The 22673-nt window shown below is 74.2% G+C and carries 23 protein-coding genes and 2 pseudogenes; 11 read left to right on the top strand and 14 right to left on the bottom strand.

The features are described from left to right. Positions 1-65 precede the first annotated feature (65 nt). Both H6H00_RS26000 and H6H00_RS25995 read left to right on the top strand, forming a co-directional pair. Positions 66-503 carry an enoyl-CoA hydratase/isomerase family protein gene (locus tag H6H00_RS26000; protein ID WP_185718283.1) on the top strand — a complete coding sequence of 146 codons (438 nt, stop codon included), beginning with the start codon at positions 66-68 and terminating at the stop codon, positions 501-503. Between the two features lie 88 nt (positions 504-591). Then, positions 592-1026, top strand: coding sequence for a DUF3291 domain-containing protein (locus tag H6H00_RS25995; protein ID WP_185718282.1), 435 nt, complete (start codon positions 592-594; stop codon positions 1024-1026). Between the two features lie 175 nt (positions 1027-1201). Here H6H00_RS25995 and H6H00_RS25990 read toward each other — a convergent pair whose 3' ends face one another. After that, positions 1202-1891, bottom strand: a complete 690-nt coding sequence (locus tag H6H00_RS25990; protein WP_221775672.1) for a GntR family transcriptional regulator — start codon at positions 1889-1891, stop codon at positions 1202-1204. A 152-nt stretch (positions 1892-2043) separates the two neighbouring features. On the opposite strand from H6H00_RS25990, the gene H6H00_RS25985 reads away from it, so the two are divergent. The 6 genes from H6H00_RS25985 (at position 2044) to H6H00_RS25960 (ending at position 8236) form a co-directional block, all read left to right on the top strand. After that, positions 2044-2982 carry a 3-carboxyethylcatechol 2,3-dioxygenase gene (locus H6H00_RS25985; RefSeq protein WP_185718280.1) on the top strand — a complete coding sequence of 313 codons (939 nt, stop codon included), beginning with the start codon at positions 2044-2046 and terminating at the stop codon, positions 2980-2982. Between the two features lie 32 nt (positions 2983-3014). Then, positions 3015-4088, top strand: coding sequence for an LLM class flavin-dependent oxidoreductase (locus H6H00_RS25980; RefSeq protein WP_185718279.1), 1074 nt, complete (start codon positions 3015-3017; stop codon positions 4086-4088). Positions 4089-4103: 15 nt separating this feature from the next. Beyond that, complete coding sequence (locus tag H6H00_RS25975) at positions 4104-4721, top strand: cysteine hydrolase family protein (protein WP_185718278.1); 618 nt, start codon at positions 4104-4106, stop codon at positions 4719-4721. Next, positions 4718-5629, top strand: a complete 912-nt coding sequence (locus H6H00_RS25970; RefSeq protein WP_185718277.1) for an alpha/beta fold hydrolase — start codon at positions 4718-4720, stop codon at positions 5627-5629. The genes H6H00_RS25975 and H6H00_RS25970 overlap by 4 nt, the downstream gene beginning before the upstream one ends. Beyond that, complete coding sequence (locus H6H00_RS25965; protein WP_185718276.1) at positions 5626-7428, top strand: FAD-dependent monooxygenase; 1803 nt, start codon at positions 5626-5628, stop codon at positions 7426-7428. The genes H6H00_RS25970 and H6H00_RS25965 overlap by 4 nt, the downstream gene beginning before the upstream one ends. Before the next feature lie 448 nt (positions 7429-7876). Continuing rightward, positions 7877-8236: a PucR family transcriptional regulator gene (locus H6H00_RS25960; RefSeq protein WP_255425380.1), complete on the top strand. Its 360-nt coding sequence runs from the start codon at positions 7877-7879 to the stop codon at positions 8234-8236. On the opposite strand, the gene H6H00_RS25955 is transcribed toward H6H00_RS25960, so the two are convergent. From H6H00_RS25955 to H6H00_RS25920, 8 genes and pseudogenes are all read right to left on the bottom strand, one after another. Continuing rightward, positions 8223-8516, bottom strand: a complete 294-nt coding sequence (locus H6H00_RS25955) for a BMC domain-containing protein (protein WP_185718275.1) — start codon at positions 8514-8516, stop codon at positions 8223-8225. The two genes, H6H00_RS25960 and H6H00_RS25955, sit on opposite strands and share 14 nt — an antisense overlap. A gap of 222 nt (positions 8517-8738) precedes the next feature. Further along, a complete protein-coding gene (locus H6H00_RS25950) occupies positions 8739-9785 on the bottom strand; it encodes an LLM class flavin-dependent oxidoreductase (protein ID WP_185718274.1) in 1047 nt (348 codons plus the stop codon). 128 nt (positions 9786-9913) lie between these two features. Then, positions 9914-10912 carry a CPBP family intramembrane glutamic endopeptidase gene (locus H6H00_RS25945; protein ID WP_221775671.1) on the bottom strand — a complete coding sequence of 333 codons (999 nt, stop codon included), beginning with the start codon at positions 10910-10912 and terminating at the stop codon, positions 9914-9916. A 144-nt stretch (positions 10913-11056) separates the two neighbouring features. Then, positions 11057-11719 (bottom strand): annotated as a pseudogene (locus H6H00_RS25940) (sugar transferase); the annotation flags it as partial. 60 nt (positions 11720-11779) lie between these two features. Further along, positions 11780-12448, bottom strand: coding sequence for a stage II sporulation protein M (locus H6H00_RS25935; protein ID WP_255425379.1), 669 nt, complete (start codon positions 12446-12448; stop codon positions 11780-11782). A gap of 131 nt (positions 12449-12579) precedes the next feature. Next, complete coding sequence (locus H6H00_RS25930) at positions 12580-12822, bottom strand: DUF8691 family protein (protein WP_185718272.1); 243 nt, start codon at positions 12820-12822, stop codon at positions 12580-12582. Next, on the bottom strand, positions 12819-13496 hold the full coding sequence (locus H6H00_RS25925) for a hypothetical protein (protein WP_185718271.1): 678 nt from the start codon (positions 13494-13496) through the stop codon (positions 12819-12821). Before H6H00_RS25925 ends, H6H00_RS25930 begins: the two co-directional genes overlap by 4 nt. 105 nt (positions 13497-13601) lie before the next feature. Next, positions 13602-16229: a winged helix-turn-helix domain-containing protein gene (locus H6H00_RS25920; protein WP_185718270.1), complete on the bottom strand. Its 2628-nt coding sequence runs from the start codon at positions 16227-16229 to the stop codon at positions 13602-13604. Between the two features lie 299 nt (positions 16230-16528). Between H6H00_RS25920 and H6H00_RS25915 the strand changes: the two genes are divergently transcribed. Continuing rightward, positions 16529-17044: a hypothetical protein gene (locus H6H00_RS25915; protein WP_185718269.1), complete on the top strand. Its 516-nt coding sequence runs from the start codon at positions 16529-16531 to the stop codon at positions 17042-17044. A 115-nt stretch (positions 17045-17159) separates the two neighbouring features. On the opposite strand, the gene H6H00_RS25910 is transcribed toward H6H00_RS25915, so the two are convergent. Beyond that, complete coding sequence (locus H6H00_RS25910; RefSeq protein ID WP_185722789.1) at positions 17160-17864, bottom strand: DsbA family oxidoreductase; 705 nt, start codon at positions 17862-17864, stop codon at positions 17160-17162. Positions 17865-17872: 8 nt separating this feature from the next. Then, complete coding sequence (locus H6H00_RS25905) at positions 17873-19228, bottom strand: PLP-dependent cysteine synthase family protein (RefSeq protein ID WP_185718268.1); 1356 nt, start codon at positions 19226-19228, stop codon at positions 17873-17875. 63 nt (positions 19229-19291) lie between these two features. On the opposite strand from H6H00_RS25905, the pseudogene H6H00_RS32515 reads away from it, so the two are divergent. Together H6H00_RS32515 and H6H00_RS25895 are read left to right on the top strand one after the other, a co-directional pair. Beyond that, a pseudogene (locus H6H00_RS32515) lies at positions 19292-20017 on the top strand (maleate cis-trans isomerase family protein); the annotation flags it as partial. Positions 20018-20631: 614 nt separating this feature from the next. Next, the gene (locus tag H6H00_RS25895; protein ID WP_221775670.1) at positions 20632-21288 is read left to right on the top strand and encodes a class I SAM-dependent methyltransferase; all 657 of its coding nucleotides are present in this window, start codon (positions 20632-20634) and stop codon (positions 21286-21288) included. On the opposite strand, the gene H6H00_RS25890 is transcribed toward H6H00_RS25895, so the two are convergent. The 3 genes from H6H00_RS25890 to H6H00_RS25880 are packed head-to-tail and all read right to left on the bottom strand — an operon-like array spanning position 21221 to position 22660. Then, a complete protein-coding gene (locus H6H00_RS25890; protein WP_185718266.1) occupies positions 21221-21580 on the bottom strand; it encodes a DUF2256 and DUF3253 domain-containing protein in 360 nt (119 codons plus the stop codon). The two genes, H6H00_RS25895 and H6H00_RS25890, sit on opposite strands and share 68 nt — an antisense overlap. Further along, positions 21570-22379, bottom strand: a complete 810-nt coding sequence (locus H6H00_RS25885; protein WP_185718265.1) for a shikimate dehydrogenase — start codon at positions 22377-22379, stop codon at positions 21570-21572. Before H6H00_RS25885 ends, H6H00_RS25890 begins: the two co-directional genes overlap by 11 nt. Further along, positions 22376-22660 (bottom strand): MSMEG_0570 family nitrogen starvation response protein, encoded by a 285-nt coding sequence (locus H6H00_RS25880; protein ID WP_255425878.1) that lies wholly within the window; start codon positions 22658-22660, stop codon positions 22376-22378. Before H6H00_RS25880 ends, H6H00_RS25885 begins: the two co-directional genes overlap by 4 nt. Positions 22661-22673: the final 13 nt, after the last annotated feature.

Here is a 22673-nt window from a genome sequence, read left to right as displayed (position 1 = left end):
CGACATGACCCGCGAGAACCTCAAGCGGTGGGTGGCCTCGACCACGAACGCTGCAGGTCCCGCTGATGGACGAGACGGTCACCCGCATCGTGCTCGACGGGGCCGGCCCGGCGTTCTGCGCGGGCGGCGACCTCGACGAGTTCGGCACCACGCCGGATCCGGTCACCGCGCACCTGGTGCGCACCCGGGGCGGGCCTGCCCGCCCGCTGCACCTCCTCGCAGCCCGGACGGAGGCCTGGGTGCACGGCGCCTGCGTCGGGGCGGGGATCGAGCTGCCGGCGTTCGCCGGCCGGATCGTCGCCCGGCCGGACGCCACGTTCCGTCTCCCGGAAGTGGGGATGGGGCTGATTCCCGGCGCCGGCGGAACGGTGAGCATCCCGCGCCGGATCGGGCGCTGGCGGACCCTTCACCTGGCTCTGCGCGGTACGACGGTCGACGCGCAGACGGCTCTGCGCCTGGGACTCGTGGACGAGGTGCGGGAGCCCGACGGGCCCAGGCGCTGATCCGCCGACAGGGGAGAGCCTCGGACACTGCGTCGGCGCCGCTGCGCCGACGGTCCTGCGGCCCTCGCCACCCGTATCCTCGATCGCCGTGAGTGAGCTCGCGCAGGTCAACCTCGCGCGGTTGCGCGCGCTACTCGACGATCCGTCGATGAGGGGCTTCGTCGACGCGCTCGACGGGATCCACCGGCTCGCCGAGGCCGGTCTCGGGTTCGTGTGGCGGCTGGGCACCGGCGCCGACCACGGCCTGGTCGTCGTCACCGTTGACGGGGGGCCGGCGTTCCTCAACCTCTCGCTCTGGGAGGACTACGCGGCGCGGCACGGGTTCGTCTACCGCAGCGGGCACGGCGGGTTCGTGCGGAACCGCTCCCGGTGGTTCACCACGACCCGGCAGCCCTCGACGGCTCTGTGGTGGGTCCCGGCCGGGACGCGTCCCACCGCGGGTGATGCCGCGCGCCGGCTCCAGCACCTCCGGACCCACCGCCCGTCGCCGCGGGCGTTGACCGCTGCAGGCGTTCCGAACTAGTTTGCGCTGCTCAGCGACCTGTCGGGGTCCGTCGCCCTCCATTGATCACCGGGCACGTGCGGGTCGATCGTCCCTCTATCGGGCCCTCAGATGTCGATCTCCGCCGCTGTTCATCCCTCGGGGTGTCGAGGCGGATTCGGTCGTGGTCGACCCGTGGTCGTTCTGTTGTCAGGTGTCATTCCTCGTGCTCGCGGATGACGTCCACGGTGCCGACGATGTGGTGCTCCATCTCCTTGCGTGCGGCGGCCTGGTCGCCGTCGTGCAGCGCTGCGCGGATGCGTTCGTGGTCGTCGTGTCGTCCGTCGAGTGCGGCGCTGAGCGGGTTGGAGGTGCCCGTGGTGTTGATCAGGAAGTCGGAGAGGTCCCACATGCGGCTGCTGGTCTGGGCCATGACGCGGGAGTGGGCCATGAGGTGGATGGCCTCGTGGAAGCGGCGGTTGAGCAGTCGATAGCCCCGCGCGCGGGTGGCGGGGTCGTCCTCGGAGCGGAGCTGGTCGATCTGGCGGGAGATCGCGTCCATGTCGGCGAGCTGCTCGGGGGTGCGGCGGGTGGCCGCGATGCCAGCGATGGTGCCTTCGAAGCCACCGAACATGACGAAGAAGTCCCCGACCTCCTGCGGCGGGTAGATCGCGACCCGGGATCCGACCTGCGGGTAGATGTCGATCAGCCCGTCGCCGGAGAGGCGCCGCATGGCCTCCATCACCGGCTGCTTGCTGACGCCGAACTCAAGGCGTAGCCGCTCGGTCGAGAGCTGTTCGCCTGCCGCGTAGACGCCGTCGAGCAGGCGTTCCTTGAGCTGGTCGTAGACGGCGTGGTTGAGCCGGCTCGTGGCCCGGTCGAGGCGAACGGGCTGGGGGCGGGTCACCAACCGAGGGTAGCCGTGGCCGCTCACCGCGTCAGACGACACCGGATCCACGAGAACCGTCCCTTGCGATGTTGTGACCCACGACCTACTGTGCTGCCAGCACGCTAGCATGTCAGCTACGGACAGTAGTAGAACGAGACGGAGAGCCACTGATGGCGTTGGCCGTGTGCACGTTGTCGCACTCGCCCCTGATGGGGGAGAACGACCCCGCTCCCGAGGTCGCCGCCGCGGTCGACGCGGCGTTCGCGCAAGCGCGGGCGTTCATCGCGGAGTTCGCCCCAGAGCTGGTGCTGCTGCTGGGGCCGGACCACTACAACGGCTTCTTCTACGACATGATGCCCCCGTTCTGCCTGGGCACCGGCGCGACCTCGGTGGGGGACTACCGCACCGCGGAGGGTCCGCTGTCGGTGGACCGGGACGCGGCGTACGCGCTGGTCCGGCATGTGCTGGCCGAGGGGCTGGACCTGGCGTACTCGGAGCGGATGTTCGTCGACCACGGTCTGGCGCAGCCGCTGGAGATCCTGTTCGGCGGCCTGGACGCGGTGCCGGTGGTGCCGGTGTTCATCAACTCGGTCGCCGAACCGCTGGGTCCGGTATCGCGGGTCCGGCAGCTCGGCGAGGCGCTCGGCCGGGCGGCCGCGGCCCTGGATCGCCGTGTCCTGGTCGTCGGGTCGGGTGGGTTGTCGCATGACCCGCCGGTGCCACAGCTGGAGAGCGCCTCGCCGCAGGTGGCCGAGAGGCTGATCGCCGGGCGCCACCCGACCGCGGCGCAGCGGGCCGAGCACGAGCAGCGGGTCTACGCGGCCGGACGCGCGTTCGCCGCCGGCACGGCCACGATCGCGCCGCTCAACCCGGCCTGGGACCAGCGCCTGATGGCGCTGCTCGCCGCCGGGGACTTCGCCCAGATCGACCGCTGGACGAACGCGGAGTTCGTCGAGCAGGGCGGTCACTCCAGCCACGAGGTTCGCACCTGGATCGCTGCCTACGCCGCGCTGTCCACCGCGGGTCCCTACGAGGTCCGGTCCTCCTTCTACCGCCCCATCCCGGAGTGGATCGCCGGCTTCGGCGTCACCACCGCACGCACCGTCTGACCCACCTCTCAGGAACCCATCAGGGAGCAGTCATGGAGTTCTGCATCGGCAGTTGCGCGAAGATCGACAAGGTCGGCTGGGCGAAGCAGGCCGAGGACGTCGGCGCGAGCCACTTCGGTGTGGGGGAGGGGCCGCTGCTGTTCAGCGACCCCTACCAGTACCTGGCGCTGGCGGCCCGCGAGACCTCGACGATCCAGCTGGGGACGTGGGTGACGAACCCGCTGACCCGGATCCCGCCGGTCACGGCGAACTCGATCGCCACCCTCAACTCGCTCGCCCCCGGCCGCACGTTCCTGGGGATCGGGACGGCGAACAACGCGCTGCGCTCCATGGGCAGTCGCCCCGCGAAGGTCGCCGAGCTCGACACCGCCCTCGACGTCACCCGCGGCCTGCTCGCCGGGGAGCGGGTCACCCAGAACTGGCTCGGCCAGCAGCGGGAGATCGAGTTCCTGGACAAGGGCGGGCTCTGGTACAACCTCGACGACCCGATCGACGTGTGGATGTCCGCCGGCGGGCCGAAGGGGTTCGCGGTCGCGGCCAAGCACGCCGACTACATGACCTACTGCCTCGGGCCGAACCCCGAGATGATCGGCGTGGTCCGCCGCGAGCTGGACAAGGCCGTCGCCGAGGCGGGACGCCCGCCCGGCGCGGTCAAGCTCGTCGCCCTGTCGTGGTTCTACCAGCTCCGCAACGGCGAGACCTGGGAGGACGGGATCGACAACGGGTTCGGCTCGGGCCCGATCAGCTCGTGCCTGACCAACGCCGGGTTCATGAACGGCCACGTCGACGAGCTCGGCGAGGGCATCGTGAAGGCCTCCACCGACGCCGCGATGGCGTACCTCGGTGACCCCACCGCCGCGGACGCCCCGCACTACCTGGACGTCTGGGCGAAGTACCTGCGCGGCCTGGACCCGGTGCACCGCCCGCTGATCACCAAGGAGCTCGTCGACTACTGGTGCCTCTACGGCAGCCCCGACGACCTGCTGGAGAAGACCCAGCTCATGCGCGAGGCCGGCTGCGACATGGTCAGCGTCTTCCTGTCCAACCCCTTCACCGCCGATCGCGACATCGCCGACATCGGCTCGTCCATCCTCGCCCGCGCCTGATCCGGAGGTCCTCCCATGAGCTTCGACCCCGCCCGCACCGCCGTCGTCGCGGTGCACTTCCAGAACGACATCGTCGGCCCGGCCGGCGCCTTCGCCGGGTTCTTCCGCGCCGAGGTCGAGCGCACCGGCGTCCTGGACACCGCGACGCGGCTGCTCGACGGCGCCCGCGCCGCCGGCGCCACCGTCGTCCACACCCGCGTGGCGTTCCAGCCCGGCCACGGCGACCTGAACCCGAACTCCCCGCTGCTGGGGATGGTGGCCCAGGCGAAGTGCCTGGAGGACGGCACCCCGGGCGCCGACATCACCGCCGAGGTGGCTCCCCGCGACGGGGACCACGTCGTCACCCACACCCGCGTCGGCGGCTTCCAGGGCAGCGACCTGGACGCCACCCTGCGCCGCGCCGGAATCGACACCGTCGTGTTCATCGGGGTCGCCACCAACGCCTCGGTCGAGGGCACCGCCCGCGCCGCATCGGACCTGGGCTACCGCACCGTCGTTGTCTCCGACGCCTGCTCGGCCGGCTCCCCCGAGGCGCACGAGGCGTCGCTGGGCTCGCTGGGGCTGCTCGCCGAGATCGTCACCACGGACGACCTGCTCGCCGGGCTCGCCGCGCCCGCGGAGGCCAACGCATGAGCGGTGCACAGACCGATCCGGGGTCCGTCATCCAGCGCGAGGACACCCCGGTGTGGGTCGCCCTCGGCGCGGTCGAGCACCGCGTCCACTACGTCGAGGTCGGGACTCAAGCGGGAACGACGTGGCGCACCCGGGTCCTCGAAGCCGGACGCGGTGATCCGCTGGTCCTGATGCCGGGCACGGGTGGGCATCTGGAGGCCTACGCCCACAACGTCGCCGCGCTGGCCGAGCACTTCCACGTGATCGCCTACGACTACCCCGGCCACGGCTACACCACCCACGCCACGGCGGACCTGGAACTCGACACCTACGTCGAGCACCTCACCGGCCTGCTCGACGCGTTCGGGATCGAGAAGGCGCACCTCAACGGGGAGTCCCTCGGCGGGTGGGTCGCGATCAAGTTCGCCGCCGCCCACCCGGAACGCACCGGGAAGCTGATCCTCAACACCCCCGGCGGCACGATGGCCAGCCCAGAGGTCATGGACAGGATCCGCGGGCTGTCCCAGGCCGCCGCCGACGATCCCTCCGACGCGCGGATCCGTGCCCGACTGCAGTGGCTCATGGCCGACCCGGCGACCGTCACCGACGAGCTCGTCGCCATTCGGCAGGCGATCTACTCCCGGCCCGGGTTTGCCGACTCGATGCGCCACATCCTGTGCCTGCAGGACGCGGATGTCCGGCGCAGGAACATGGTCACCGACGCCGACCTGGCCGCCGTGCCCGGCCCGGCGCTGGTGATCTGGACCAGCGACGACCCGTCCGGCCCGGCAGGAGCCGGCCTGGAGATGGCCGAGAAGATCACCGACGGGCGGTTCGAGCTGATCACCGGGGCCGGGCACTGGCCCCAGTGGGAGCAGCGCGAGAAGTTCAACGCCCTCGCGCTGGAGTTCCTCAGGGAGCAGTCGTGAACCCACCGGAGGTCGCGCCCAGCCCGACATCGGACTCCACCTCCGGGCCGGGAACCGGGTTCGACACCGACGTCCTCATCATCGGCACCGGACCGACCGGAGGCGCCGCCGCGCTCGCCCTGGCCACCTACGGCGTTCGCGCGCACGCGGTGACTCGCTGGAACTGGTTGGCCAACACCCCCCGCGCGCACATCACCAACCAGCGCACCGTCGAGGTCCTGCGCGACCTCGGCGTCGAAGCCGAGGCCACCAAGCACGCCACCCCGTGGGAGCAGATGGGCGACACCCTGTTCACCACCAGCCTCGCCGGCGACGAGATCGCACGGCTACGTACCTGGGGAACCGGGGACGACCGCATCGGTGACTACATCAAGGGCAGCCCCTGCCCGCTGCTGGACATCCCGCAGCCCTACCTGGAACCGGTCCTGGTCAGCAACGCCGCCGCGCGCGGGGCGACGTTCGGGTTCAACACCGAGTACCTGGGCCACACCCAGGACGACGCCGGCGTCACCGCCCGCCTCAAGGACCTGGTGACCGGCCGCGAGCACACCGTGCGCGCTCGCTACATGATCGGCGCGGACGGCGCGAAGTCCCAGGTCGTCGACGAGCTGGAGCTGCCGCTGGAGGGCGAGCTCGCCCGCGCCGCCACCGCCTACGTGCTCTTCCGTGCCGACCTGAGCCGGTTCGTCGAGCACCGCCCGTCGATCCTGCACTGGCTGATGACTCCCAGCGCGAACTTCGGCGAGATCGGGATGGGTCTGCTGCGCGCGATCCGGCCGTGGCACACCTGGATCGCCGGTTGGGGCTACGACCTGTCCGGCCCGGCCCCGGACTTCGACCCGGAGTCGGTCAGAGCCCGGATCCGCGGCTACGTCGGCGACCCGGACCTGGAGATCGAGATCGAGTCCTGCTCGAGCTGGTTCGTCAACCAGGCCCATGCCACGAAGTACTCGAAGGGTCGCGTGTTCTGCGGCGGCGACGCCGTGCACCGCCACCCTCCGTCGTCCGGGTTGGGCTCCAACACCTCCATCCAGGACGCGTTCAACCTCGCCTGGAAACTCGCCTTCGTCATCCACGGCCACGCCGGCCCCCAGCTGCTGGAGACCTACTCCGACGAGCGCATGCCCGTCGGCAAGCAGGTCGTCGCCAGGGCCAACCAGTCCCGCGTCGACTACGCCCCGCTCAACGAGTGCTTCCGCACCACCGGCGAGGCCGACCCCGTCGCCGCCGGCCTGGCCAAGCTCCGCGACCCCGGCCCGGACGGCGTCGCCGTGCGCGAGGCGCTGACCGCGGCGCTCGAACTCAAGAACTACGAGTTCAACGCCCAGGGCGTCGAGCTCAACCAGCGCTACACCTCCACCGCCGTGCTCCCCGACGAATCCGTGGGGGAGGAGGAGTTCGTCCGCGACCCCCAGCTCCACCTCCAGGCCACCACCCGTCCAGGGGCCAAGCTGCCCCACGCGTGGCTCCTCGGCGCAGAAGGACAACGCGTCTCCACCCTCGACGTCACCGGCAAGGGCAGGCTGTCACTGGTCACCGGCCTGGCCGGCGGTTCCTGGGTTCGTGCCGCGATGAAGCTCGACCTCCCGTTCCTGCGCACCGTCGTCATCGGGGAGAAGGGCGCAGAGGACGTCTACCGCGACTGGGCCCGGATCCGCGAGATCCACGAAGCCGGCGCACTGCTCGTCCGTCCCGACGGCTACATCGCCTGGCGCCAACCCGCGGCCACCTGGAACGACGACGATGCCCTCACTCAGCTCCGATCCGTCGTGTCCGAGGTGTTGTCAGCCGACATCTGACTGCAGCCCTCCCCGTGTCACGCATTCCGCGGGCCATGCACCTCACCCACCCCGCAGCCCAGAGCCTCAGAGGATCCGTCGGCGTCCACCACCAGGCGTCCTGATCTCGGGCGATAGTCAGCCGGTTGTGGATCACTTCCCCCGACGGACTCGATGGCGGCGACCCGTGGAGCCGGACCGGTCCCGACGGATGTCACATCCCCTGACCGCTCGCTCTCGTCGTCCAGCTCGTGGAACCCCATGGTCCGGGTCGCGGCCATCAGCGCGACCTCGTCACCGAATCGGGCCGCCGCCTGCGTCGGAACCCCGCCGGGCCCGTACACGGCACCCTCCTTCGTCGTGCCCCGAGTGCAGCGGCACCCACCTCCGACGGCGTTGTCCGGCCGAGACAAGCCACCCGACCACTTCTATCCGAACGGCCCATCGGTCGGTCAAGGAGCTGGGCATCGTGCGCCTGCTGCTGGGCTCCGGTGACGACCCGGACCTGCAGACCTTCATCGAGGAGGCCACCGGGCCGCTGCTCGCCTATGACCGCGACAACGACGGGTCGCTGATCCGCACGCTGCGCGCCTTCTTCGACGCCGACTGCTCCCAGCGCGTGGCCGCCGAGCGGCTGTTCGTCCACCACAAGACGCTGCGCTACCGGCTGGAGCAGATCAAGCAGCTGACCGGGCTCGACCTCAGCCGGCACGAGGACCGGATGCGCGCCGACTTCGCGCTGCGCCTGCTGCAGGTGAGCGGTGTGGACGAGCCGGATGCCGACGCCGACGCCACCGACCTGCCGGGGCGCTCGGTCAGGTCGGTGTGATGGCGGCGCCGATCACCGTCTCGGTCTCTCCGTGTGGCCGGGGGATGACCCGGGCGACGTAGAGCTCCCCGACCGCGGCCGCGGCGGCCGAGCCGGCGTCGACGGCTGCCTGCACGGCGCCGACGTCGCCCCGGACCAGGATCGAGACCTGCCCGTTGCGCAGTGTGCGGTAGCCCTCGATCTCGACGTTCGCGGACTTGACCATTGCGTCGGCCGCCTCGAGCGCCCCGACGAGTCCCTTGGTCTCGATCATGCCGAGAGCCCCACCCGGACCGGACATCGCGACTCCCTCGTGGCACGGTGACAGGGCCCCAGGCTAGGTCGGGGACGCGCCCGGACCGTTGTCCCCGTCGGACAACGAGCGGTCACGCACTTGTCCAGGGGGACCGACACGGGGCGTTCGCCGCTCGCCCGCCTGCTGATCGCGCCGGCGGGTGCGGAACGGGGGCGTTCCTCGACGTCGGCCAGCACGCCACGCACGGCGACCTGACCGGGGCCCGGTTCAGACCGGCGGCTTCCAGCCCAGGAGCGGTCCGAGCGAGGTCGCCGTGTCGGTCAGGATCTGGACGTAGTCGGCGTGCTCGAAGCTGAACGGCAACGCGAACACGACCTCGCGGACCTCGCGGAACGCGGCGTCGGCGTACAGCCTCTCGGCGATCTCCTGCGACGTCCCGAGGATGTCGGGCGCGGCGAGCAGGCCCGGGCCGGGCGGGCCCATCGGTGCGCTGGTCCGGGGCGTGCGCGCGTCGACGTAGGCCCGGTACTTGGCCTTCTGCTCGCTGGTCGCGGTGTCGGTGGGGATCACGACGAGGCCCTGCGAGACCCGGGCGGCGTCACCGAGGGGGTGGTGCTGCTTGAACAGCCGGATCTGGCGCTGCTGGATGGCGGCGAAGTCCCAGCGGCCGTCGGCCTCGAGATCGGACGGCTCGGGCTTGGTGATGTTGCTGGTCAGCAGGTTGAGCCCCTGTTCGGCGGCCCATCGGGTGGAGCGACCGCTTCCCGAGCCGTACCAGACGCGGTCGGCGAGACCGGGGGAGTGCGGTTCCACGCGTGCGGAGAACTGCTCGAAGCCCGCGGTGCCGGAGAAGGTGCTGACGGCCTCACCCCTGATCATGCGCAGCAGCCGCGCGACCCGTTCGAAGGAGAGGTCCTCGGCGTCGGCGGTGTCGGGGTAGAGCGCCTGCTTGACGTCGTCCCAGTGGGTCGGCGGGCCGACGGAGAAGCCGGGTTCCACCCGCCCGCCCGACAGGATGTCGACGGTGGCGAGGTCCTCGGCCGTGCGCAGCGGGTTCTCCCATCCCAGCGGGGTCACCGCCGTGCCCATCGCGATGCGGTGGGTGCGTTGCGAGGCCGCCGCCATGATCGCGACGGGCGAGGAGATGCCGGTCTGGAAGTGCCGGTGGCGGAGGTAGACGCTGTCGAACCCGAGCTGCTCGCCGAGCTCGATGACCTGCAGCACGTTCTCGTGCCCCGGCGCCGGGTCGGCGCCGTCGAACAGCCCGATGGTCAGGAAGCCGAGCTTCTCCAGCGGGACGTCGGGGGTCGGCATGCGGCTCTCCTTCGCTGCGACGACCCGATGGGTCGTGACGACCTCCCGACCAACGGGGCCTCCGCGCCCGTTGTTCCACCCCGTTGCGCCGCGGACGTGCGTGCGGGACGGATCGCTGCCCGCCCGCGTCAGGGGTGCGGCGACGCCGTCCCCGGCTGCGGGGCGGACGAGGGCTCGGCCGGAGCGAACCGCCCGGTCGCGACGAGGACCGCGACGAGGGCGAACGGCACGATCCACCCGCTCCAGCCGAGGATCGTGGCCTGCGTGGTGTCGACGGGCTCGCCTGCGGCGGCGAAGAGCAGGGAGCTCCCGGCCGCCCCGTTGATCGAGGCGTGGGCGAGGGCGGCGGGCCACACCGAACCCGACCGGAGCCGGAGCCAGCCGAAGACCGCTCCGAGCAGGATGCAGGTGCCGACCATCGCGGTCACGCCGAGCCAGCCCGGCGCGGTCGGGTAGTTGTACCCGAGGAGGACGAGCGGGGCGTGCCACACGCCCCACAGCACGCCGGAGACCAGGATCGCCGGCACCGGGCCGAGCGGCATCAGCTTCGGGAGCAACCAGCCCCGCCAGCCCAGCTCCTCCCCGAGGGCCGGTACGAGGTTGATGACGGCCGCCACCGGGAGTACGGCGAGCTGGAGGGCGACGAGCGCACCGGTCGAGATCGGGAGCCCGCCCGCACCTGCGGCGGCCGCCTGCTCGTCGCGGAGCTGCTGGAACGCGGAGAAGCCGACGACGTCGGCCGGGTAGACGCCGAGCAGTGCACCGATCGGGAGCGCCACCAGGACGAGCGCGATGGGCACGACGATCCCCAGTGCGGCGAAGCCGAGCAGCCTCCGGACCGGCGTCAACGGCCACAGCCCGAGCGTCCTCGCCCGGTGCCGCGGCCGTTCCACGACGAACACGACGACGAGAGCGGCGACGGCGGGGGTCGCCATGACGGAGACGGACACCAGCGGGAACCACGGGGAGGCGAGCCCCTCGCCGAACCAGAGCGGCAGCGCGAGCAGCCAGGAGAGCGCGAACGCGACGGCGGTGAACACCCCGATGGATCGCAGGTCGCGGCCGCTCACGCCGGTCCCGCCCCGCGTCGTGGAGGTGGTCGACCCCGCCGGGGTGCGGGTGGTCACGACGCCGGCCCGTCGAGGAGGTGCGGGCCGGCGAGGGTCCGGGCCGGTGCGGCTGCGTCGGGTGGTGGGGTGCTCATCGGTTCTCCTCGCTCGTCGGGTGGGCGGTGGTGGCGTCGGGCCGGAGGTGGGCCTGCGCCGGGAGGGTCAGTAGGCGCCGTCGCCGCGGAGCACGGCCCCGACGGTCTTCCACAGGATCAGCGCGTCCAGCGCCAGCGACCAGTTCTCCACGTAGCGCAGGTCGAGCCGGATCGACTCGTCCCACGACAGGTCGCTGCGCCCGCTGACCTGCCACAGCCCGGTCAGCCCCGGACGCACGTGCAGGCGCCGGTGGGTCTCGGTGGAGTAGCCCTCGACCTCCGCCGGCAGCGGCGGGCGCGGCCCGACCAGCGACATCGACCCGCCGAGCACGTTGAACAGCTGCGGGAGCTCGTCGAGGGAGTAGCGGCGCAGCCACTGCCCCACCGCGGTGACCCGCGGGTCGCGGCGCATCGTGAACAGCGGCCCCGCGCCCTCGTTCATGGTGACCAGGTCGGCGCGCAGCTTCTCCGCGTCCACGACCATCGACCGGAACTTGACCATCCGGAACGTCTCGCCGTGGCGCCCGACGCGGATCTGGCGGAAGAACACCGGCCCGCCGTCGAGCTTGACCGCGACGGCCACCCCGAGCAGCAGCGGCAGGAGCAGGACCAGCAGTAGGGCCGCGGACGACCGGTCGAACCAGCGCTTCACAGCGCGTGCGGCCCGACCGGCGCGGGGTCCGGTACAGGGCGACCGGGCCGGGCCGGCGACGGTCTCCGCGCTCGTGCCGGTGGTCATCGTGGCTCCAGGTGGGTCAGGGCTCCGGAGGGCGGGACGTCGAGCCGGTGCTCAGCTCATGGCCTGGACCAGCACGGGAACCAGGTAGCTGAGCGTGAACGCCTCGTAGACCGCGCCGACGACGAACAGGACCAGGGCGGGCAGGCTCAGCCGGCCGATCTGCCGCAGCCCGCTGACGTAGCCCGCCCGGCGGTTCGGGGCGCCGACGGACGCGGGGCGGAGCCAGGACCTCCCGAGGAGGTAGGCGCCGAGGACGAGGAGGACGTAGGCCTGGAACTCGATGAGGTAGGTCAGGGAGTGCGGGACGAGGACGACCCAGCCGGTCCGGTCGGCGGGGGCGAGCGTCAGGCCGATGTCGACGGCCCGGTAGGCGAACACGGCGATGCCGGCGAAGGGCACGATCATCGACGGCAGCAGGATCGACAGCGCACCGACCGTCACCGTGTTGACCCCCAGGATGACCAGGGCGAACAACCACACGTTGCCGAGCAGCGACAGGACCAGGTCGGCGGTCCCGTCGGCCTGCAGGGACGCCACCTGCGCGGCGTTGAGCTCGGGGAAGACCAGTGCCGTGACGAACCCGGCGATCGACAGGCCGTACATCACGGCGTTGACGACGAGGTAGGCGCCGAGGTTGTCGCGGACGGTCCGGAGCGCCCTGCCGAACGGCCCGGGCCGCGTTCCGCGGTCGGGGTGGGCGGCGGGCAGGTCGGTGGTCACGGTGTCTCCTCGGGAGCCGGTCGGTGTGGGCACCACCGTGGGCTGTGCCGCCGCGGCATGCTCCAGCGGAGGCGACGCAGGTCACAGCGACGGTCGGTGCGCGGACCGGACCCACCGGGCGGCGCACCGCGTCAGCGGTGCCGCGGGCGCCCGGGGCCGGGCCCCCCGCCGACGGCCGCCACCGAGATCAGCGGTACGCCGAGGTCCCGGAGCACGGCGAGCAGCCCGTGCAGCGCCGCCTGGTCCGGGACCTCCCCGCCGAGGGTCGTCGTCCCGTCCTGCTCGCGCACCAGGTCGAGGCCGCCGAGCCGGGTGGACCAGTGGTCGTCGAGGTGCCCGTCGACCCGGATCCGGTAGCCGGTCGGCCGGGTCACGGCGCGGGGGCCGGGTCGAGCCGCGGGGCGGGGGCCGGCAGGGCAGCGACGCGTGGCGACCGCCACAGCGAGATCCCGAGTCCGATCAGCGCGACGGCGACGGGCACGGCGAACAGGCGTTGGTTGACCCCGGGGAACAGCGGGATCGTGGCGGTGGCGAGTGCGCCGGCGGAGAGGAGCGCGGCGGCCCACCGGGCGAGGACGTCCGCGCGGAACAGGGCGATGCCGAAGAGGGTGCCGCCACCGATGTAGGTGAGGCCGGAGACGAGGCTCAGCGTCGCGAACAGGCCGATGTCCCCGGCCGGGGTGCCGCCCGTCGCCGCGGCGAGGACGTCGTCGACCCAACCGGGTGCGCTCGACGCGACCGACGGCAGGACGCACAGCCCGATGAGCTCGACGCCCAGCATCGCCAGGTACCCGGCGGCGAACACCAGGTAGGCGAGGAGGCCGAACAGCCCGGCCCGGCGCACCTGGGTCAGGTGCATGCCGGTGATGCCGGCGAGCGCGAGGACCGCCATGAGCACCTTCGCGCTCTGCCGGACCGCCCACTCGGTCGTGGTGACGAGGGCGGCGTCCACCGGCGGGTGGGCGATCTGGACGGCGATGAACAGCAGGCCGGCCGCGACGGCGCAGAGGCCGGCCGCCCGGGTCAGCTTCGTGGTGGTGACGGTCATGTACGGCTCCCGGTGTCGGGTGCCCGGGCGGGGTGCCGCGGGCTGTCCCGAACGGTAGGAACGGCGGGGGTGCGGGCGCGTCACACGACGATGTGACCCACGGGGCTACAGGACGCCGCGCTCCCGGGCCCGCGCGACGGCCGCCCGGCGGGTGGTGACGTCGAGCTTGGTGAAGATGTGCTTGGTGTGGGTGCGCAGCGTGTTGTGCGTGACGTACAGCGCCCGGGCGATCTGCGGCCCGGTCAGCTCGCCGTCGAGCAGCCGAAGCACCTGGATCTCCCGTCCGGTCAGCGCGACGTCCGGGGACGGGCCGAGCAGCAGGCGCGCCTGCTCGCTCGCGGTGCCGTGGCGCTCGACGTCGCGCAGGAGATCGGTCACGGGGGTGCCCTCGTCGAGGAACAGCCGCACGTGGCCCGCCGTCTCGGGGGCCCCGGTCAGCGCCCGGTCGAGCGTCTCGCGGGCCCGTGGCCGGTCGCCCCGCGCGTCGAGGGCGAGGGCCTGCAGCATGCCGATCTCCAGGACGCTGCGGGCGCGGCCCGCGCTCTGCGCCGCGTCGAGCAGCCGCTCCAGCAGGCCGGTGGCCCGGTCGGGACGCCGCCGGGCGAGGAGCAGGCGCACCAGCGTCAGGTGGTCGTACTCGCGCAGGGGGTCGGCCCGGTCGTCGGGGGTCACGCCCCGGCCGCGGACCAGGTCGGCGGCCTCGAGCGGCCGCTGCCGCCGCAGGAGGATGCGGGCGCGGATCGCGGGGACCGGGTGAAGGTCCGGTAGGAAGCCCGGCAGGTGGTCCTGCTCGGCCCGGTCCAGGAGCACGTCCGCGGCGTCGGGGTCGCCCTCGGCGGCGGCGAGCAGGGCCGCGGCCACGTGCCGGCGGTGGCGGCCCTCGACCACCGACCCGCGGTCGTCGAGCGCGTCGGCGGTTCCGAGGTGCTCGCGGGCCCGGCCGAGGTCACCGGCCTCGCGGTGCAGCCCGCTCAGCGCGACGTGCAGGCTCGCCGCCGCGGCGGGCGGTGCGCCGCCGTCCCGCCGCAGCGCGCGCTCGCAGACCCGGCGGGCGGTCAGCGGCCGGCCGGCCGCGAGCCACATGTCGGCGAGCACGGCGGTGGAGGTGAGCTCGTCGACGACGTTGCCGCCCGCCCGGAGGCTGGTGACGGCCCGGCCGAAGGTCCGCAGCGCCGACGCGACGTCCCCCTCCGCCCAGGAGGCGAGCCCCAGCAGGCCCGACGCGCTGCCGAGCGAGAGGTGGTCGCCGGGCCGGGCGAGGTCGAGGGCGCGCCGCGCGTGCGCCGCCGTGCCGGCCACGTCGCCCCGGGCCTGCGCGATCGAGGCGCGGTACACGGCGATGGTCGCCGGGAGCGTGTGCAGCTCCTCGGTGTCGGCCCAGGGCGGCTCCGACCCGGGCGGCACGGCGGCCAGCGCGCGTTCGGCGTCGTCCAGGCGGGCCGCGAACCCCTCGAGGTCGCCGGCGACCATGAGCGACCACCCGCGGAAGACGCCGAGGACCGGGCTGCGCCGCAGGACCTCGTCGGGCAGCCGGGCGAGCCACCCACGGAACGTCGTGTCGTGGCGGGAGCGCCGGATCGCCGGCACGGCCCGCTCCATCAGCCGCGCCGCCCGGTCGACGTCACCGGCGGCCAGCGCGTGCTCGACGGACTCCTCGACGAGGTCGTGACGCTCGAACCAGTCCGCCGCGCGGCGGTGCAGCAGCGGGAGCCGCCCGGCGGGGATGCGCGCGCGCAGCACGTCGGCGAACAGGTGGTGGTAGCGGTACCACTCGCGGTGGTCGTCCAGCGGGACGAGGAACAGGTTGGCCCGCTCCAGCGCCGGCAGTGTCCGGGCGCCGTCGTCGCGGCCGGTGACGGCGTCGCAGAGCGGGGCGGTGAAGCGGTCGAGCACCGCCGTCCGCAGCAGGAAGTCACCGACGTCGGGGGACAGGTGGCGCAGGACCTCCTCCACGAGGTAGTCGACGACGTACCGGTCGTCACCGGCGAAGCGGGCGATGAACCCGCCGACGTCCGCGCGCCCCCGCAGCGAGAGTGCGGCGAGCTGCAGCGCGGCGATCCAGCCCTCCGTCCGCTCCTCCAGCGCGACGACGTCGGCGGGGGCGAGGCCCGGCCCGGCTGCGTCGGCGAGGTACGCGGCGACCTCGTCGGGGGTGAAGCGCAGTTCGGCGGCCCGGACCTCGACGAGCTCGCCGCGGGCGCGCATCCGGGCCAGCGGGAACGGGGGGTCGGCCCGGCAGGCGACCACCAGGTGGAGCGCCGGGGGGAGGTGCTCCAGCAGGAGGGCGAGCCCGTCGCGGATCTCCCGGGCGTCGACGACGTGGAGGTCGTCGAGGACCAGGACGACGTCGTCGCGCAGCGCGGCCAGGTCGTCGAGCAGGGCGGTGACGACCGCCTCCGTCGACGGGCGGGGCGCGGTCAGCAGTGCGAGCGCGGCGTCGCCGAAGCCGGCCGGGGACCCGGGGGCGGTGCGCAGCGCGGTGACCAGGTAGGTCCAGAAGCGGACGGGGTCGCCGTCGCGCTCGTCGAGCGAGAGCCAGGCCGCGGACGTCCGGCCGGTGCAGGCCAGCCAGTCGGCGAGCAGCGTCGTCTTGCCGAACCCCGCGGGGGCCGACAGGAGCGTCAGCGGGCCCGCCACCCCCCGGTCGAGCGGTCCGTCGAGCCGGTCGCGGCGCACCGACCCGCCCCGGACGACCGGGACACGCATCTTCGACGCGATCAACGACCCGGCCATGGCCCTCCCCGTCCCGCTCGGCGAGCACTCCGTGGGGCGGCCGCGACACTAGGCGCGGCCCCGCCCGCTCCGCAACGAGCCCGGCCCGAACCCGTCCGACCGACCGGATCGCCCGGGGAGGCGCATGATGGGCACGTCCTCCGCCTCGGACCTCGGCGGTCATCGATCCACGAACGCCGGTCGTACGGGCTCCGCCGACCGGCGGGAGCGGCGGCACCGCATGAGCACCGACCACGGACGACCCGACCCGACCCGACCCCGCCGTCCGTCCCGACGCCCCGGGACCGGCGGCCGAGACCGTGACGATCGTCCCCGGTGACGCGGGACCGCACGCCGTTCCGTCGCGCCCCGTCCCGTCACCCGCGGCGGACACGCCCGCCGGGTCGGCCGCCCGCCACCCCAGCGCCGTCGGCGGCCGTCTCGACACCTACCTCGACGGCGTCGTCGCGGCGCTCCACGACCGGGGCGTCCGCACCGGGGCCCCGGAACGCACCGACGCCGCGGACCGGCTGGTCGGCTCCGTCGTCCTGGACTGCAGCGCCGTCCGCACCGCCGGGCCGCGGGTGCCGCCCGTCGGCGGGGCGGTCGGTCCCGGGCAGCCGACGCCCGTGGCCGCGGTGTGGGACGAGCAGGAGGGCTGGAGCGTCCGGCTCGACGACGGTTCCGGTCCCCGCCACCTCCGTCCCGACCTGCTCCCGGACGCCGGGGTCGTCGCCGACTTCGTGGTCGGGCTGGCCCTGGGCCGGTGCCGCGGGGCCGACCACCCCGTCGGCCCGCCCGTGCCCGGACGCCCGCACCTGCGCCTCGTGCGATGACCCCGCTGCGGACGAGGCGCCCGGTCCACCGGGGGCCAGCCCCCGGGCCGGCACCGAGCTCGCGATGGTCGGCGCGCCGGTCGCCACCGGCCCCGGCGGGTGGGCCGCGGGGGGCTCAGACGGCGCAGCTGCCGTCGGCGCAGGTCTCGCCCGCCCCGCCGGCCGGCGTGAGGACCTGGATCGGGTGGGCGTCGGCCCAGGCCGTCTCCAGGACGTGGAGCAGCGCGTCGGCGGGCTGCGCGCCGGACACGCCGTACTTCGCGTCCACCACGAAGAACGGCACCCCGCTGATGCCGTAGGCCTGCGCCTGGCGCTGGTCGGCGCGGACGGCGGAGAGGAAGCGGTCGCCCGCGAGCACGTCGCGGACCTCCGCCTCGTCGAGCCCGGCCTCCACGGCGAGGCGGGTCAGCGTCGCGTGGTCGCCGATCGGCTCGCGCTCGGCGACGTACGCGCGGAGCAGCCGCTCCTTGACCGCGTCCTGGACGCCGTGCTCGGCGCCGAGGTGGATGAGCCGGTGCGCGTCGACGGTGTTGCCGCCGCGGGCGTGCTCGAGGTCGAACTCCCAGCCGTCGGCCGCCGCGGTGTCCGACATCTGCCGGATCATGGTCTGCGCCTGGTCGGGCGCGGTGCCGTACTTCTCGGCGAGGTGCTCCACGAGCGTGCCCTCGCGCTCCTGCGGCGCGGTGGGGTCGAGCTCGAAGCTGCGCCAGCGCACCGTCACCTCGTCACGGTGCTCGAACTCGGCCAGTGCGGCCTCGAACCGGCGCTTGCCGATCGCGCACCAGGGACAGACGACGTCGGACCAGATCTCCACCTGCATGTGCGTGGTCAACCACCGGCGGCCGGATCGTGTTCCAGGTCCGTCCGGTCGGCCAGCGCCACCACCCGCCCGTCGACGAGGACCAGCACCGGCCCGTCGGGCACCCTGGCGTGCGCCGCGGCGGCCTCCTCGCCGTCCCCGACGGCCGGCGGCGGGCCGCCGACGTGCGCGGACACGTCGTCGCCCGGCGGGAGGGCCGCGTCCAGCGCGACCACGCCCAGCACCTCCGGCGCCGACCGCGTGGGCCGGTCGGACTGCCGCGGCGTGACCACCGCGACCGGCCCCGCGCCGTGCACCGCGAGCGCCTCGGCGACGGTCGTCCCGGCCGGGGCCACCGCGACCCCGCGCGCGGGCACCCGGTCGCGCACGCGCGGCCCGGTGGGGGAGTCCAGGAAGCCGAGCCGGGTCATCCAGCCGTCGTCGAAGTACTTGGACAGGTAGTTGCGGCCGGAGTCCGGCGCGATCACGACGACGACGTCGTCCGGGCCGAGCCCGGCCGCCACCCGCAGCGCCGCGGCGACGGCGGTCCCGGCCGAGCCGCCCACCAGCAGGCCCTCCTCGCGGGCCAGGCGCCGGGCCACCTCCAGGGACTCGCGGTCCGGGATCCGCTCGAACCGGTCGACGACGCCCCGGTCGTAGGACTGCGGCCACAGGTCGTCGACGGTGCCGGGGTGCAGGTAGTGCCCGACGCTCTCGACGTAGTACGGGCTGCCGTCCCCGCCGCCGTAGCGCGAGCTCTCCGGGTCGGCCGCGACGACCGTGACCGGCCCGCGCGACTTGAGGTAGCGGCCGGTGCCGCTGATCGTGCCGCCGGTGCCCACCCCGGCGACGAGGTGCGTCACCCGCCCGCCGGTCTGCTCCCAGATCTCGGGACCGGTGGTCAGCTCGTGGACGCGCGGGTTGGCCGGGTTGTCGTACTGGTTCGCGTGCCAGCCGCCGGGGGTCTCGGCGGCGATCCGCCGCGCCAGGTTGTTGACGTGCTCGGGATGCTCGAGGGGCACCTTGGGCTCGGTCGGCACCACCTGCGCGCCGTACGCCTTCAGCAGCGCGATCTTCTCCGCCGCGATGCTGTCGGGCACCACCACGACGGCCCGGTGCCCGTGCTGCGCGGCCACCATCGCCAGGCCCACCCCGGTGTTGCCGGACGACCCCTCGACGATCACCCCGCCGCCGCCCGCCGGCAGGTCGCCGCAGGCCTCGGCGGCCCGCACCATCGACAGCGCGGCCCGGTCCTTCACCGACCCGCCCGGGTTGAGGAACTCCAGCTTCACGTACACGGCGGGGCCCGGCCCGGCCGTCACGCGGCGCAGGCGGAGCAGGGGCGTCGCGCCGACGGCGTCGAGCAGTGACTGATGGACGTCCACGACCCGATCGTGCCTTACCCCCTCGCAACACCCCCGAAATGGAGTGGGCCCTACCGTGTCGCCATGCAGCAGGAGACCGGTGTGGTCCCGCCCCCCGACCCGGCCGGGGGGATCGGGGTGATCGTCCCGTTCGACTTCGCCCTCGACCGCGAGCTGTGGCGCTGGGTGCCGGAGCCCGTGGAGCTCCACCTGACGCGCACGCCGTTCGTCCCGTCGCCGGTCACGGCCGAGATGGCCCGGGCGATCAGCGACCCCGAACCGGTCCGCGGCGCCACCCGCGACCTGCTCCAGCCGGGCACCCGGATCGTCGCCTACGCGTGCACCTCGGGCAGCTTCGTCGACGGCGTCGCGGGCGAGCGGGCGCTGATCGACGTCATGCACGAGGCGGGCGCGCGGCATGCCCTCACCACCGCCGGGGCGCTGGTCTCCGCGCTCGGCGCGGTCGGCGCGAGCCGGGTCGCGATCGTGACGCCGTACGTCGACACGCTGACCGAGCTGCTCGGCGCGTTCCTCGCCGCCCACGGCATCACCTCGACGTCGGCGGTCGGGCTCGGCCTGCTCGGCCAGATCTGGCGCGTGTCCTACGACGAGGTGGTCGCCGCCGCCCGCGCGGCCGACCACCCCGACGCCGAGGCCGTGTTCATCTCCTGCACCAACCTCGCCACCTACGACGTCATCGCGCCGCTGGAGCGCGAGCTCGGCAAGCCCGTGCTCACCGCGAACCAGGTGACGATGTGGGCCGCGCTACAGGCCATCGGCGTGCGCGCGCTCGGTCCCGGCCAGCGCCTGATCGCCAGCGACGCCGCCCGCGGCCCGCACCTGCGCGCCGTCCCCGACCCGTCACCGCTGCTGGCGCGCCCCGCCGGGACGGCCGCGCTGCACCGGGTCCGCGTCCGGGTGCCCGACGAGGCCGGTGCGCTCGCCCGCCTCGCCGAGGCCGTCGCGTCCGCCGGGGGCAACATCGTGGCGTTCTCGGTGCACGGGCAGGACTCGGAGTCCGTCGTCGACGAGCTGGTGGTCAGCGGGGCCACCGACCGCGACCTGCTCGCCGGCTCGGTGCGCGCGACCGTCGGGAGGGCGGCGGGGGCGGTCCTGGTCACCGAGGCCGACCCGCACGACCTCGTCGACGGCCAGACCCGCGCCCTCGACCTCGCCGCGCAGGCCGTGCAGAACGGTGACCCGGGCGCCGCGCTGGCCGCCCTGCTGCACGCCGACTCCGTGCAGACCGTCGACGCCGAACCCGACACCGACCCGCACGAGCTCGCCGTGCCGGCGCCGGGGGAGGGCTGGCTGGTGGCGCGCCGGGAGTGGGCCCCGTTCACCGTCACCGAGTCGGCGCGGGCGGAGGCGTTCGTCCGCGCGCTGACGGCCCTCAGCCCGGCGCCCCCGGCGGAGGTGGCCCCGTGACGCTGCCCCCCGACTGGTCGCAGTGGCGCGACCAGGTCGACCTCGACGGCTACGACGAGCGCTGGGCCCGGATCGAGGCCGAGGGCGGCAACCCGCACGGCGAGGCCGACCTCGTGCGCTCCTTCGGCCCGCGCTCGGTCCTCGACGGCGGCTGCGGGACCGGCCGCGTCGGCATCGAGCTGGCCCGCCACGGCATCGCGGTGCTCGGCGTCGACCCCGACCCGGACATGGTCGCCGCGGCCAGGCAGAAGGCGCCCGGCGTCGAGTGGCTGGAGCTGGACCTCGCCGACCTCGACCGCCCCGAGCGGTTCGACGTCGCGGTGCTGGCCGGCAACGTGATCCCGTACGCCACGCGCCGGGCCGAGGTGGTGACCGGGTGCGCCCGGCACCTCGTCGCGGGCGGGCGGCTGGTCGCGGGCTTCCAGCTCCAGGACGGCTGGCCGACCCTGGCCGAGTACGACGGCTGGTGCGCCGCGGCCGGGCTGAGCCCGCACGCCCGCTGGTCCACCTGGGACCGGCTGCCCTACGAGGGCGGCGACTACGTGGTCGCCGTGCACGTGCGCGCCGGGGTCGCGGCGGCCGACGTCAGCGCCTGCGGATCCGGATCGGCCCCTTCGCCGTCGACGGGTCCACCACCCGGCCGCCCTGGGTGATCTCCACCTCGCCCGCCTCCACGAGCCGTCGCGCGGCGCGCCGGGCCGGCTCCATGAGCTCGCGCCAGCCGTCGGGGGCGACCCGGCGGGCGGCGTCGGACGGGCAGATGGTGCCCGACCGCGCGCCGAGCAGGTCGGTGATCGCCTTCTCCAGGTCCCGGTCGACGTCGGAGACCCCGCGGCGGCGGCACCCGGCGGAGCAGTAGCGCACCTCGTCCCAGTCGCGCTCCCACTTCTTGCGCCAGGTGATCCGCCGCCCGCAGGCGACGCACGCCTTGGGCTCAGGAGGCACGGGCGGCCACCGCGTCGTCCAGTGCGGCGCGCATGGCGTCGACCGGTCCGGGGTGGCCGGTCATCAGCTGCACCTGCGCGACCGCCTGGTGCAGCAGCATCTCCAGCCCGCTGACGACCCGCGCCCCCGCCGCCTGCGCCGCCGCCGCGAACGCGGTGGGCCACGGCGCGTAGACGACGTCGAGCACGACGCCCGCGGCGCCGCGCAGGTCGTCGGCGGCGCCCGCCGGCAGCGTCGAGACGACGACGTCGGCGCGGTCCAGCACGGCGCTCGCCCGGGCCGGGTCGGCCAGTGCGTCGTCGACGAGCGGGTCGACGCCGAGCCGCTTCGCCGCCGCCCGCAGGTCCTCGGCCCGGGCGGCGGAGCGGACGAGCACGGTGACGTCGTCGATCCCCAGCCCGCGCAGCGCGGCCAGCGCGGCCTGCGCCGTGCCGCCCGCCCCGAGGACGACGGCCCGCCCCGACACCGGGCCCAGCGCGGCGACGATGCCCGCGACGTCGGTGTTGTCGGCGAACCGCCGCCCGTCGCGCAGGACGAGGGTGTTGGCCGCGCCGGTGGCGACGGCCAGCTCGGACGCGCCGTGGGCCAGGTCCAGCGCCGCCCGCTTCAGCGGCATCGTCAGCGACAGCCCCGCCCACTCCGGCCCCAGACCGTCGAGGAAGGACGCCAGCCCGTCCTCGGTGCACTCGCGGTGGTCGTAGCGCCAGTCGTCCAGCCCCAGCGCCGCGTACGCCGCGGTGTGCAGGACGGGGGACAGGGAGTGGGCGACGGGGGAGCCGAGTACGGCGGCCCGCCTCACGTCCGGAACCGCTCGACCCGCACGGCGCCGTCGGCGAGGCCGGCGGCCGCCAGCTCGGCCTGCACCGCCTCGACCTGCGCCACCGCGACCGGGGCCATCGAGCACCCCATGCCGTACTTCGCGCGCACCCGCACCTCGGCGACGCCCATCGCCGTGCGGACGCGGTCGACGAAGTCGGCGAGCGGGTACTCGCGGCCCGCCTCCAGGTACTCCTGCACGATCAGGGACGGCGAGTAGAACGTCTGCAGCGCCCCGTCGGGCCACCGCACCTCGAACAGCATCTCCGGCACCCCG

It is taken from the genome of Pseudonocardia petroleophila (genome assembly GCF_014235185.1).
Taxonomy (GTDB): Bacteria; Actinomycetota; Actinomycetes; order Mycobacteriales; family Pseudonocardiaceae; genus Pseudonocardia; species Pseudonocardia petroleophila.
This window is presented reverse-complemented; position numbering and strand designations above follow the sequence as displayed.